Annotated in this window: 12 protein-coding genes; 8 read left to right on the plus strand and 4 right to left on the minus strand. The window is 63.6% G+C overall.

Annotated elements, in window-relative coordinates; all coding sequences use genetic code 11:
• Positions 1–7 precede the first annotated feature (7 nt).
• A complete protein-coding gene (gene purT / locus PCJ49_RS02805) occupies positions 8–1,216 on the minus strand; it encodes a formate-dependent phosphoribosylglycinamide formyltransferase (RefSeq protein ID WP_269909611.1) in 1,209 nt (402 codons plus the stop codon).
• 204 nt (positions 1,217–1,420) lie between these two features.
• Between purT and PCJ49_RS02810 the strand changes: the two genes are divergently transcribed.
• Both PCJ49_RS02810 and PCJ49_RS02815 read left to right on the plus strand, forming a co-directional pair.
• Complete coding sequence (locus PCJ49_RS02810) at positions 1,421–2,563, plus strand: hypothetical protein (protein WP_269909612.1); 1,143 nt, start codon at positions 1,421–1,423, stop codon at positions 2,561–2,563.
• Between the two features lie 51 nt (positions 2,564–2,614).
• A complete protein-coding gene (locus PCJ49_RS02815) occupies positions 2,615–3,256 on the plus strand; it encodes a TIGR02466 family protein (protein WP_269909613.1) in 642 nt (213 codons plus the stop codon).
• A gap of 91 nt (positions 3,257–3,347) precedes the next feature.
• On the opposite strand, the gene PCJ49_RS02820 is transcribed toward PCJ49_RS02815, so the two are convergent.
• The 3 genes from PCJ49_RS02820 to PCJ49_RS02830 form a co-directional block, all read right to left on the minus strand.
• Positions 3,348–3,812, minus strand: a complete 465-nt coding sequence (locus PCJ49_RS02820) for a VOC family protein (RefSeq protein ID WP_269909614.1) — start codon at positions 3,810–3,812, stop codon at positions 3,348–3,350.
• Positions 3,802–4,836, minus strand: coding sequence for a YCF48-related protein (locus PCJ49_RS02825; protein ID WP_269909615.1), 1,035 nt, complete (start codon positions 4,834–4,836; stop codon positions 3,802–3,804). The genes PCJ49_RS02820 and PCJ49_RS02825 overlap by 11 nt, the downstream gene beginning before the upstream one ends.
• A 74-nt stretch (positions 4,837–4,910) precedes the next feature.
• The gene (locus PCJ49_RS02830) at positions 4,911–6,416 is read right to left on the minus strand and encodes an aldehyde dehydrogenase family protein (RefSeq protein WP_269909616.1); all 1,506 of its coding nucleotides are present in this window, start codon (positions 6,414–6,416) and stop codon (positions 4,911–4,913) included.
• 141 nt (positions 6,417–6,557) lie between these two features.
• Here PCJ49_RS02830 and PCJ49_RS02835 point away from each other — a divergent pair, with 141 nt between their 5' ends.
• The 6 genes from PCJ49_RS02835 to PCJ49_RS02860 all read left to right on the plus strand — a co-directional run bounded on the left by PCJ49_RS02835 (position 6,558) and on the right by PCJ49_RS02860 (position 12,845).
• Complete coding sequence (locus PCJ49_RS02835) at positions 6,558–7,358, plus strand: hypothetical protein (protein WP_269909617.1); 801 nt, start codon at positions 6,558–6,560, stop codon at positions 7,356–7,358.
• Positions 7,358–8,161 carry an SDR family oxidoreductase gene (locus PCJ49_RS02840; RefSeq protein ID WP_089288882.1) on the plus strand — a complete coding sequence of 268 codons (804 nt, stop codon included), beginning with the start codon at positions 7,358–7,360 and terminating at the stop codon, positions 8,159–8,161. The genes PCJ49_RS02835 and PCJ49_RS02840 overlap by 1 nt, the downstream gene beginning before the upstream one ends.
• A 226-nt stretch (positions 8,162–8,387) precedes the next feature.
• A complete protein-coding gene (locus PCJ49_RS02845; protein WP_089288883.1) occupies positions 8,388–8,996 on the plus strand; it encodes an amino acid synthesis family protein in 609 nt (202 codons plus the stop codon).
• A 3-nt stretch (positions 8,997–8,999) separates the two neighbouring features.
• Positions 9,000–9,929, plus strand: a complete 930-nt coding sequence (locus tag PCJ49_RS02850; RefSeq protein WP_269909618.1) for an alpha/beta hydrolase — start codon at positions 9,000–9,002, stop codon at positions 9,927–9,929.
• Positions 9,919–11,289, plus strand: coding sequence for an aminotransferase (locus PCJ49_RS02855; RefSeq protein ID WP_269909619.1), 1,371 nt, complete (start codon positions 9,919–9,921; stop codon positions 11,287–11,289). The genes PCJ49_RS02850 and PCJ49_RS02855 overlap by 11 nt, the downstream gene beginning before the upstream one ends.
• Complete coding sequence (locus PCJ49_RS02860) at positions 11,286–12,845, plus strand: acetolactate synthase large subunit (protein WP_269909620.1); 1,560 nt, start codon at positions 11,286–11,288, stop codon at positions 12,843–12,845. The genes PCJ49_RS02855 and PCJ49_RS02860 overlap by 4 nt, the downstream gene beginning before the upstream one ends.
• Positions 12,846–12,863: the final 18 nt, after the last annotated feature.

The raw sequence follows: 12,863 nt of genomic DNA on the forward strand, positions 1-12,863 counted from the left end.
CTCCCCCTTAACGATACTCGATCTTCACCTTGCCGGCAGCCTCGGCCGCAGTGGCGCGCGCCTCGTCCGTGTCGGTGCCCAGCGCCAGGGCCACACCCATGCGGCGATAGGGGCGGGTGACGGGCTTGCCGAACAGGCGCAAATCGACATTCTGGTCCGGCCGGCCGGTGGCCAATGCTTCCACCACACCGGTGAAACCGAAATCATCGGCATTACGGTCGGCCAGAATCACCGCGCTGGCCCCCGCGCCGCGCAGCGAAACGCCCGGGATCGGCAGGCCCAGAATGGCGCGGGCGTGCAGGTCAAATTCCGACAGGTTCTGTGTGGCCAGCGTCACCATGCCCGTATCATGCGGACGGGGGCTGAGTTCGGAGAAGATCACCTCATCCTGAGTGACGAAGAACTCCACCCCGAAAATACCGTGACCGCCCAAATCGTTGACCACCTTGGCCGCCATTTCCTGCGCCTTTGCCAGCAGGTCGGCGCGCATGGCCATCGGCTGCCAGCTTTCCTGATAGTCACCGCGTTCCTGGCGGTGGCCGATGGGCGGGCAGAAGACGATGCCATCCTTGGTGCGCACGGTCAGCAGGGTGATTTCATACTCAAACGGAATGAACTCTTCGACGATCACCTTGGCGCGGTCGCCGCGCATATTGGCGACCGCGTAATTCCAGGCGGCTTCCAGTGCCGCCTCTTCCTTCACCGTGCTCTGCCCCTTGCCGGAAGAGGACATGACCGGCTTGATGACACAGGGCAGGCCGGTATGGGCGATGGCGGCCTGCACCTCATCAAAGCTCTCGGCATAGCGGTAACGGCTGGTGCGCAAGCCCAAATCAACAGCGGCCAGTTCGCGGATACGGTCGCGGTTCATGGTCATCTGCGTGGCGCGCGCGGTGGGCACCACCTGGAACCCCTCCGCCTCCAGCTCCGCCAGCATTTCGGTGCGGATGGCCTCCACCTCCGGCACGATGAAATCCGGGCGATGCTTTTCCACGGCGGCGCGCAGCTTCTCCCCATCCAGCATGGGGAAAACTTCCCGCCCATCGGCCACCTGCATGGCCGGCGCATTGTCATAGGCGTCGCAGGCGATCACCTGCGCCCCCAGGCGCTTGGCGGAGATGACAAATTCGCGGCCCAGCTCGCCGGAGCCCAGAAGCAGGATTTTCGCCGTGAAGGACATGGCAGGTTGTTCCGTCCGATGGAAATTGGCTGGCACCGGAATACAGCCAACCGCGACCCGCAACAGCCAGAGAAATCACACACGGCCCCAGCCCAGGGGGCATGGCTGCATAAGCCAACCCCATATTCTCCGAATAGGCAAAATTTTGGATACACTTAGACACAATTGAATGGTAGCTTCCATTTTTGGGTAGAAAAACTACCATGAATAGATATTAATCAACCAAAAAGGCGTGAAAATATGACAAACCGTAACCCTTTCTGGACGACAGACGATGCCCGTCTAGTAACCTCGTTGGATGCATGGCGATTTCCCGATGGGGCCATGGTGCCATTTCTGCAAACGGACGGCAGTGTTTCAGATTCAATTGGCGGAACTCTGAACACTTATGAGAGATTTGACTTTGTCGACGTCTACCTTACCGCAGGCGAAACTTATGAATTTCTTGCCCTATCCAGCAATTATATAATCAGTATGAGCATCTACGATAATCAGGGTTACCTGATGGGGTACAAAGATGGTGGGGATTATGGACGTTACGAGCCAACCAGAGGCGACACCATCATCGACTTCATGCCCACCAAAACCAGCATCTACAAGCTGAATATCGGTTTCGAAAATGTGCCGGGTGCTTTTGGCACCTACGGCGCCGTCGTAACACAGGTAACAATGAAAACGGCGCAAACCGTTAATGGTACAGACAAGGCCGATATCCTGTGGGGGGCTGCCGGCGATGACGTCATCAATGGGGTGGGTGGTAACGACATCCTATATGGCGGGCGCGGCAATGACCGCTTTGATGGCGGCAGCGGCATAGATGCCGTGGTGATCTCCACCGGCGGCACCCCCACCATTGTCACTGACAAGGGCATTACCACTGTAACTTCAGCACGGGAAGGCACCGATACGCTGACGAGTGTGGAGCTCTTGGTTGTTAACGGCCAGGTTAAGGTGCTGGACGCCCCGCATGTGAAGCATGTAGAAGGCGGTCTGTTCGACGAGAATTTCTACCGTCAACAAAATCCCGATGTTGATGCCGCCGTCAAAGCCGGCTTCCTGGCCAGCGGCGAAGAGCATTTCGTCAAATATGGCCGGTTTGAAGGCCGTGACCCGCATGTGCTGTTCGACAAGGACTATTATCTGTCCACCAACAAGGATGTGGCTGCCGCTGTTGCCAAGGGCCAGATCACGGCTTGGCAGCATTTCCAGGATTATGGCTGGCGTGAAGGCCGCGACCCGTCCGCTTTCTTCGACACGTCCGACTATCTCAGCCGTTATGGTGATGTGAAGGCGGCCGGGGTGAACCCGCTGGACCATTACCTGATCTTTGGTGAGGCGGAAGGACGCATCATTACCGTTTCTTCCCTGTCTGACCTGATCTGATCACCCGATCCGGTTGACGAGGCCGGGGTGGCGGACGTACATGCTGGTCCCATGACCGACGATACGACCCAAGCCGCCGCCCCGGCGCTCGAAACCCTGTTCGCCACCCGCATCTATCGCGCCCTGCTGGCCGAGATGCTGCCGCTGAATGACGAGCTGGCCGCCTGTTGCCGCAGTGCGGCGGAGGATGATGCCGCCGGTCAGAAATGGTCGGCCAAGAACGGCTACCCAGGCTACACGTCTTATTCCTCCCTGGATGATCTGCCCTGGCGCTTCCCGGCGGTAAAGACACTGAAAAGCCAGCTGGACCGGCATGTGAAGGCCTATGCCAAGTTGCAGGAATGGAACCTGGGCGACCGCAAGCTGGAACTGGACAGCCTGTGGATCAATGTGCTGGACCCCGGCGGGTTCCACGGCTCGCACATCCATCCCAACAGCGTGATCAGCGGCACCTATTATGTGGAAATCCCGGAAGGGGCCAGCGCGCTGCGCTTTGAAGATCCCCGTCTGGCGCTGATGATGGCCGCCCCGCCGCGCAAGCCCAAGGCCCCGCGCGACATGCAGCCCTTCGTCCCCATGCAGCCCACCCCCGGCACGCTGCTGCTGTGGGAAAGCTGGCTGCGGCACGAGGTGGTGCTGAACCAGGCGGAAAGCGAACGCATTTCCATCAGCTTCAATTACGCCTGGCGATAAGGCGGCGAGAGCGTAGCTGAGCCGGCAGTCGCCAGCTTCCAATCCGCCAAGGGTCAAACCCTCGGCGGATTGGTATTGTCAGGGCGTTTTGTTACAGCCCCGTCGGCAGGGCCTGCCCGCCATTGCGCTCCAGCTCGGCCATGGCAGCCCCGTTTTCGGGGCCGACCACCTGGGCGAAGACTTCCAGCATGTGACCATCGGGATCATAGAAATAGATGCCGGTCGATACGCCATGGTCCAGCACCTCGGCGATCTTCACATCATTTTCCAGGAAGAAGGCATGGATGCGGCGCAGCGTCTCCAGATCGCCACCGCAATCCAGTTCCAGGCCGATATGCTCGAACTCCTGCCCCTTGGTGGTGCCGGGCTGGGCCGGAAACAGGGCGATATCATGGTCATGGGTGCCGAAGCTGAGGAAATAGCCCCCGGCATAGGGGCCATCCTTCACCTGCGCCACGATCTTCATCCCCAGGATGCGCCTGTACCATTGGGCCGATGCCGCAGGGTCCTGGACATACAGGACGACATGGCCGATCCGTTTGATCTTAGTGTCCATGATTGCTGCTCCCTCCATCCGCCGGCACAGCGGGAATCCAGGTAGTATCAGTGATTTCGCTGAATTCGCGCCACTCTTTCGCCCAGCTCTGCCCGGCATCATCGCTGCGATACAGCTCACCATATTTGGTGCCGGCCAGGATCAGGGAAGAATCAGCCGGATTGGCACCAAAGGCCCAGATGCAGGAATTCGGCACCACCGGCAGCGGCATGGTTTCCCAGGTGGCACCAGCATCGACGGAGCGCAGGCAGCGCGAGGTGGTGCCCGGCGTGCCATCGGCAATACCCAGCAGGATTTCCCGGTCGCTGCCCGGCCGCAGCAGGGCGACGCGGGAATAGGGGATGCCCCAGGCTTCCTTGGTCACCGTCTGCTGCCAGGTTTCCCCGCCATCGGTGGAACGATAGATACCGCCCACGACAACGACAACGACGATCTTCGGGCTGCCAGGGCAGACGACGATGGAATGCACATCGGAATTGCCGCGCAGTTCCGGCCAGACCGGATCGATGCGGGTCCAGTTGCTGCCGCCATCGCGGGAGTGGAACAGGCCGCCCTCTTCCACCCCGACCCAGACATCGGCCGGATCATCGGGATCGATGCACATGGCCAGCATACGCGGCCGGCTGACGCCCTCGCATTTGGGTGGCATTTCCAGCGAGGTCTTTTCCCAGGTCCGGCCGCCATCGGTGGAACGGAAAAAGGCGGAGCGGGTGGGCGAGCCGGTGCCCGCATACATGATATCCGGATTCTTGGCGGCCACCGCCATTTTCCAGATCGAATAGCCGTTCAGCGCGCAATCAATCCGGTTCCAGGTGGTGCCGCAATCGGTGCTGTGGAACAGACCGGATTCAGCACCGGCGAAGACGGCATTGGGCTGACGCGGATCGGCCAGCAGGCAGCGCACGCAATCGTCGAATTCCAGATCCTGATCCGGGGTGATGCGGCGCCAAGTCTTGCCATCATCATGGGTGCGCAGAACCGCCTGACCGTCCGTGGCCACAAGGAATGTCTTGCCCGTTGTCATCGAAACAACTCCCGTCGTTATAAAGTGGGTGAAATCATGGGGGCCGCCCGCGCGGGGGCCATGCCGCCGCCGCTTCAGCTCAGATTGACCCAGACGCTTTTGACTTCGCTGTACAGCTCCATCGCCTGCCGGCCATGCTCCCGGCCCCAGCCGGATTGCTTGAAGCCGCCGAACGGGGTGGAGGGGTCGATCATGTTGAAGCAGTTGATCCAGACGGTGCCGGCCTTGATGGCCGCCGCCGTGCGGTGGGCGCGGCGGATATCGTTGGTCCAGATGCCGGCGGACAGGCCGAATTCGGAATCATTGGCCTGACGGACCAGATCTTCTTCCTCGCTCCAGGGCAGCACGCTGAGCACGGGGCCGAAAATCTCCTCCCGCACAATGCGCATGGAGCCGTCTGCATCGGCAAAGATGGTGGGCTCAAAGAAATAGCCCTTGTCATGACCGGCCGGCCGGCCACCACCGGTGACCAGACGCGCCCCCTCCTCCCGGCCGATGCCGATATAGGAATTGACGCGCTGCCATTGTTCATCGCTGACCAGCGGGCCGAAATCGGTGGCCGGGTCCAGCCCGTCGCCGATGCGCAGCCGCTTGGCATGGTCGCTGACCAGCCCCAGCAGCTCATCATAGCGGCTGCGATGCACATAGACGCGGGAACCGGCCGTGCAGGTCTGGCCCTGGTTGAAGAAGATGCCCTGGGCGATGGACTGGGCAGCCGGCCCCAGATCGGCATCGGGGAAGACGATCTGCGGCGACTTGCCGCCCAGTTCCAGCGACACCTTCTTCAGATTGCCGGCAGCCGACGCGACGATGCGCTTGCCCACCTCGGTGGAGCCGGTGAAGGCCACCTTGTCGACACCGGGATGGGCCACCAGGGCCGCCCCGGCGTCACCAAAACCGGTGATGATGTTGAACACACCATCGGGGAAGCCGGCTTCCTGCGCCAAAGCGGCCAGCCGCAGGGCGGTCAGCGGCGTCTGTTCCGCCGGCTTCAGCACCACGGTACAGCCGGCCGCCAGGGCCGGCGCCACCTTCCAAGCCGCCATCGACAGCGGATAGTTCCACGGGATGATCAGCCCGCAGACACCCACCGGTTCGCGCGTCGTATAGTTCAGGATACGCGCGCCGCTGCGCGGCGATACCGGCAGCGTCTCCCCGCCAAACTTCGTCGGCCAGCCGGCGAAATAGCGGAAGGTCTTGATGGAGCCATCCACTTCCACCGCGCGGGTCAGCTTGGCCGGCTTGCCATTATCCAGGCATTCCAGCACGGCCAGTTCATCGGCATCGCGTTCAATCAGGTCGGCAAGACGCAGCAGCAGATTGCCCCGGTCCTGCGCCGACATCAGGCGCCAAGCCGGCTGTTCCAGCGCCTGACGCGCCGCCTTCACCGCCAGATCAACATCTGCGGCCTCACCATGCGCGACATGGCCAAGCACCGCACCGGTCGCCGGATTGATGGTTTCAAACGTGCGGCCGGACTGTGCCGCCACCCATTTGCCACCGATCAGAAGCTTGCCCGGCGTGGCGGCCAGTGCCGCCGTCAGGCGGGCGGCGCGTTCCTGCGTGCTGATTTCCTGCATATCCGTCCCCTTGCCGGGCAGCGTTCCCGGCCTTCTCAGTTACCTGATTTTCGGATTATCACAGTTCCATAAAAAAGACAATCTTGCTAAAACAACATTGTTTGTTGTAAGAACGAGACAATCAAAACAGGGAGCAGGGCTGTGGATCAGGGGGCAGCAAGCGCGATTGCGCACCGGCTGATAGAGGCGCGGCGGCAGGGCAACGCCGCAGCCGCGGTGGCGCTGGAATGCGCACCAGCGACGGTGGACGATGCGTATCAGGTGCAGGAAATCACCGCCCAACGGCTGGGCGGGCTGGTGGCCGGTTACAAGATCGGCCTGACCGCACCGGGGCCGCGTCAGGCGATGGGGGCCAGCGCCCCTATTGCCGGCTTTCTGCCCCCCGCCGCCCTTCTACCCTCCCCCGCCTCGGCGCGCGTGCCGGCCCGGCATATGCGGGTGGCGGAGGCAGAGCTGGTGGTTGAACTGGCGCGCGACCTGCTGCCCGGTGATGGGCCGGTGACGGTGGCGGATGTGGCGCGCGCCGTGGCCGCACTTTATGCCGGGATCGAGATTTGCGATTGCCGTTTCATCAGCGATGATGTCCCCCTGCCGGCCCTGATCGCCGATAATGGCTTTGCCGACCGGCTGGTCATCGGGGACAGGCTGGACCTGCCAGTTGATCAATTGGACACGATCCCCGTCCGGCTGGACCGCAGCCAGGGCAGCAGCGTGGAAGGTTCCACCGCCCGGATCGATGGCGGGCCGCTGGCTGCCATCGCCTGGCTGGCCAATCATCTGGCCGCACGCGGCCAATTTTTGCGGGCGGGGCAGAAGGTGGCGACCGGCAGTTGCACCGGAATTACCACCCTGGAGGCCGATGAAACTGTCATCGTGGTCTTCCCCGGTCCCGCTACCGCATCATTCACCTTTCAACAGGTTTCCGCAGAGGAGGAGCGTTAATGTCATTTGATCTGCAAGTGGCCGGTCGCGTGGCCATCATCACCGGCGGCAGCGTCGGCATCGGCAAGGCCACGGCGCTGCGTCTGGCCCAGGAAGGGGCCACCGTCGTGATCGCCGCCCGCAGCGCGGACGCGCTGGAAGCTGCCGCGGCGGAAATCCGCAGCAAGACCGGCGGCACCGTGGTCGGCATCACCGCCGACACCTCCCGCAAGGATTCCGTCAACGCCCTGGTGGCGGAAACGGTGCAGCGCTTTGGTGCGGTGCATATCCTGGTCAATTGCGCCGCCGCCCCGGGCGGTCTGGTGCGCAACAATATCGAAGAGGCGGAAGAGGAAGCGCTCGCCGCCGACCTGAACACCAAGCTGATCGGCTATTTCCGCACCTGCAAGGCCTGCGTGCCGCATATGCGGGCCGCCGGCTGGGGCCGCATCATCAATGTCGGCGGGCTGACCGCGCGGTCGACCGAGGCGTTGAGCGGCCTGCGCAACACCGCCCTGGTGCATCTGACCAAGACGCTGTCCGACCAGTTGGGCCCGTTCGGCATCACGGTGAATATCGTGCATCCCGGCGTCACCTGGACCGAACATGTGGAATCCTGGTTCCAGGAATTGGCCGACCGCGAAGGCATCAGCCTGGAAGCCTTCACCAAACGTGAAGCCTCTGATCCCGCCGCCATCCGCCGCCCGCTGCGCACGGAAGAGGTGGCCGACCCCATCGTCTTCCTGGCCTCCGGTCTGGCCAGCGGCATCACGGGCGAGTCCATCGCGGTGGATGGCGGCCTGTCGCGCGCCGTGTTCCTGTAAGGGGATCGGGGCGAGGGGCTGCGGCACGGTGAAGGTTGTTGCCTGCCTCGCAAACTTGTTGAGGCTGCACCGGCGCCCCCTCACTCCCCATCCACAACAGCAAGCCCTCTTGCGGCCTAATTGTTGTTATTTCGGAACTGTAACTCTTTAAATCAGTGAATTGTTGTGTTATCGATCCAATGGTGATCGTCACAACAGTGACGCACAGCGGTGAGGAGGAAAGACCATGGTATCCCGCCCAGCCAATTTTAACGGGCTTCATATCCGCAAATGGTACAGCTTCGAGGAAGAGACGCTGGCCCTGGAATCCGGCCGTCTGGCCGATGGCGATCCGGTGGTGAAGATCGTCGTCGCCGCTGCGATCCATAACCCCCATGCCGGCACCTGGACGGACTCGTTTGAGACCGTCATCAAGGAATCCGCTGCCCTGGGTGTGGAATTCGGCCGCCGGCTGGTCACCGCCCTGAATGGCCGCAAGGCCGAAAGCTATGGCAAGTCCTGCATTGTCGGCGTCAATGGCGAGTACGAGCACGGAAACGCCTTCCTGACCACGGATTTTGCCAACCCGATCCGCGATGCCCTGGGCGGCGCGCTGGCCTGGGTGCCGTCGACCGGCAAGCGTGGCGGGCCGGGGACGGAGATTGACATTCCGCTGGCGCACAAGGATGCGCTCTATGTCCGCTCCCACTATGACACCATGTCGGTGATCTTCCCGGATGCGCCGGGGCCGGACGAGGTGCTGATCGCCATGGTGGTGGCGACCCGTGGCCGCCTGCACGCCCGCCTGGGCGGCATCAAGGTGGCAGAGATCGAGGGCAAGGACGGGTTGCGCTGAGCCATGACACAGGATCGTGCAGAAGCACCGCCGCCCCTGCCCGCGCGGCTGCCCGGAGAGCGGGAGAGCTTCGCCCAAATCAATGGCCTGCGTCTGCGGGTGCGTGAATGGGGTGATGTGGGTCTGCCGGCGGTCGTGCTGCTGCACGGTCTGCGCGGCTTTTCTGGAACCTGGCGGTATCTGGCGCGGCGGCTTGCCGGCCAGTACCGGCTGATCGCCCTGGACCAGCGGGGCCGGGGCGACAGCGACTGGGACCCCGGCCACAATTATTATACCGACGCCTATCTGGCCGATCTGGAAGCGCTGGTGGACCAGTTGGCGCTGGACCGCTTCACCCTGCTCGGCCATTCGATGGGCGGTACGACATCTTATGTTTATGCCAGCCACCATCCGGAACGGCTGCGCGCGCTCATCATTGAGGATATCGCGCCGGGATCATCGATCCAGGGGGCCGGGGCAGAACGCATCGTCAATGAAATGGCGAAGCTGCCCGCCAGCTTCACCTCCTGGACCGAAGCGCGCGCCTATTGGCGCGCCGCCCGCCCCTCGCTCAACGATGCCGCCATTGATGAACGCGTGGCGGAAAGCCTCAAGGCAACGCCAACCGGCCCCATCACCTGGCGCTATGATGCTGAAGGCATCCGCCAGACCCGCATGAACCCCGACCCGGCCCGGATCGTCGATCTGTGGCCGGTGGTGGACAGCCTGCGCATTCCCACCCTGATTGTGCGCGGGGGGCGGTCAGATTTCTGCCCCCTGGCGACGGTGGAGGCCATGCTGTCCCGCAACCCCAATATCCGTCAGGTGACGGTGCCGGACGCCGGCCACTATGTCCATGACGATGCCCCCGACACATTCGGTGCCCTGATCAACGGGTTCCTTGACGAGACTTTGCAGACAGCCACTCAGGCAGGAGGTTCTCATGGCGATTGATATCCAGCGGGCCGGCGAGATCGACAAGTCGTCGCTGTTCCACGCCTTCACCTGGGTCTCTGACCTGAAGCGCGAAGGCCCGACCATCATGTCGGAAGCCCAGGGGGTGCGCATCCGCGACATCCATGGCAATGAATATATCGACGGCATGGCCGGTCTCTGGTGCGTCAATCTGGGCTATGGCCGGCAGGACATCGTGCAGGCCATTGCCGAACAGAGCGCGCGCCTGTCCTTCTTCCACACCTTCAACGGCATGTCGACCGATGTGGCCGCCGAATGTGCGCAGGCCCTGCTGGCCCGCGCCCCGGTGCCGATGGCGCGTGTGTTTTTCGGTACGTCGGGCAGCGATGCCAATGAAACCCAGATCAAGCTGATCTGGTATTATAACAACCTGCTGGGCCGCCCGAAGAAGAAGAAGATCATCGCCCGCTGGAACAGCTATCATGGTTCCGGTGTCGTCACCGGCGGCCTGACCGGCCTGCCCAACATGCATGGTCTGTTCGACCTGCCGCTGGGGCCGATCCTGCATGTCTCCAGCCCCAACTATTACCGCTATGCGCCTGAGGGGATGAGCGAACGCGACTTCTCCCGCCAGTTGGCTGCTGAGTTGGAAGCGACGATCCTGAAGGAGGGGCCGGAGACGGTGGCCGCCTTCTTCGCCGAACCGGTGATCGGTGCCGGCGGCCTGATCCCGCCGCCCGAAGGCTATTTCGAAGAGATCGTACCGATCCTGGAAAAGTACGATGTGCTGTTGGTGCTGGACGAGGTCGTCTCCGGCTTCGGCCGCCTGGGCAGCTATTGGGGCAGCCAGATCTACAATCTGAAGCCGGACCTGATCACGGCGGCCAAGGGTGTCACCAGCGGTTACTTCCCCATGTCCGCCTCCTTCGTGTCGGAACGGATCTGGAGCGTGATTGAAAGCGAGGCCGACCGCGCCGGCCTGTTCGCCCATGGCTACACCTATTCCGCCCATCCGGTCGGGGCCGCCGCTGCCCTGGCGACGCTGCGCGCCATCGACGAGGAGCATATCGTCGAGAATGCGGCGGCACGCGGGGCGGAACTGCAGGCCAAGATGCGGGCAGCACTGGGCGATCATCGGCTGGTCGGCAATATCCGTGGCGTCGGCATGATGATCGGTGTGGAGCTGGTGCAGGATCGCGCCACCAAGGCCCCCCTGCCCCCGGCCAACCGCACCGGCCGTCAGGTGCTGCAGGCGGCGGCGTCGAAGGGCCTGATTACCCGCGCCCTGGGCGACACGCTGGTCCTGTCCCCGCCGCTGGTGGCGACCGCCGCCGATATCGATGAAATCGTCGGTCGCTTCGCCAGCGCCGTAGAGCAGGTGGCGGAGGGCATTCGATGACAACAGAGACGGATGGCGCCGCCTTCCTGGTGCGCTATGCCCATGCGGCCGGGATTGATATCTGCTTTGCCAATCCCGGCACCACGGAACTGGATCTGGTCGGCGCGCTTCGGGTGGAACCCGGCATACGCGCCGTGCTGGGCCTGTTCGAAGGGGTGTGCACGGGGGCGGCCGATGGCTATGCCCGCGTCAGTGGCCGCCCGGCCCTGACCCTGCTGCATCTGGGCCCCGGCCTCGCCAATGGGTTGGCCAATCTGCACAATGCGCGTCGGGCCGGCTCGCCCATGGTCAATATCATTGGCGATCATGCCACTTGGCACCTGCGTTTCGATGCGCCGCTGACCTCGGACATCGACACGCTGGCCCGGCCCATGTCGGGGGCGGTGGTGCGGCTGGACAGCAAAGCGACCTATGCGGTGGATGTGGAACGCGCCTTCAAGGCCGCCGCCGACCGCAAGATCGTCACCCTGGTGGCCCCCACCGACCTGATGGTGGCCCCGTTCCCGGCACCTGACCTGCAACAGGCAGCGGCCCTGGCGTCGCCGTCGCGTTCCCCGGTTGATGCGGCACGGGTGGCCGCCAGCCGGGCGCGGCTGGACCAGGGCGGGGATATCGTTCTGCTGCTGGGCGGCAACGCCCTGACCGAACGCGGCGTGCGGGCCGCCGGCCGGGTGGCAGCGGCCACGGGTGCCCGGCTGCTGATGGAAACCTATCCGGCCATCGCCAGCCTGGGCGGCGACCTGCCCCGGCTGGAACGGCTGGCCTATTTCCCCGAAGATATCGTGCGCCAGATCGCCGGCGCCGAGGTTGTTCTGGCCGGCGCCCGCCCGCCCGTCAGCTATTTCGGCTATGAAGGCCGGCCGAGCGAGCCGGTGCCGGCGGAAAGCCAGACCCTGCTGGCCACGCCCGACGAGGATGCGGTGGACGCGCTGGAACGGCTGGCCGAGGCGGTGCAGGGCCTGCCCCATTCCCGCCCTGCGGCCAGCCCACCGCCCGTGCCCGCCGCCAGCGCCACCCTGTCGCCCGACGGGATTGTGGAAGAGGTGCTGGCCCGGATGCCGGAAGATGCCATCGTTTCCATCGAAGGCTCGACCCTGGGCGGCCCCTATCTGCGCCAAGCCCACCGGGCGCCGCGCCATCGGGTGATGACCAATACCGGTGGCGCCATAGGCCAGGGCCTGCCCTGCGCGTTGGGTGCCGCCCTGGCCGCACCGGATACGCGGGTGATCGCCCTGCAATCGGACGGCAGCGCCCAATATACGCTGCAGGCCCTATGGACCATGGCGCGGGAAAAGGTGCCCGTCACCATCGTCATCGCTGCCAATCATCGCTACGCCATCCTGCAAACGGAATTGAAGCGGTCGGGTATCCCGCTTGATGCCGAGGTGGTGGCGGGGCTGACCCGGCTGGACCAGCCGGCCGTCGATTGGGTGGCCCTGGCGACCGGTTACGGTGTGCCGGCGGTCAAGGCGGTGACACCGGAAGAATTCGCCGCCGGCCTGAAAAAAGGCTTGGCGACCGATGGTCCCTTTCTGATCCAGGCTGAACTGGACTGACAGCGACCCCCTTCAAAA

The sequence above is a fragment of the Niveispirillum sp. BGYR6 genome (assembly GCF_027568365.1).
Taxonomy (GTDB): Bacteria; Pseudomonadota; Alphaproteobacteria; order Azospirillales; family Azospirillaceae; genus Niveispirillum.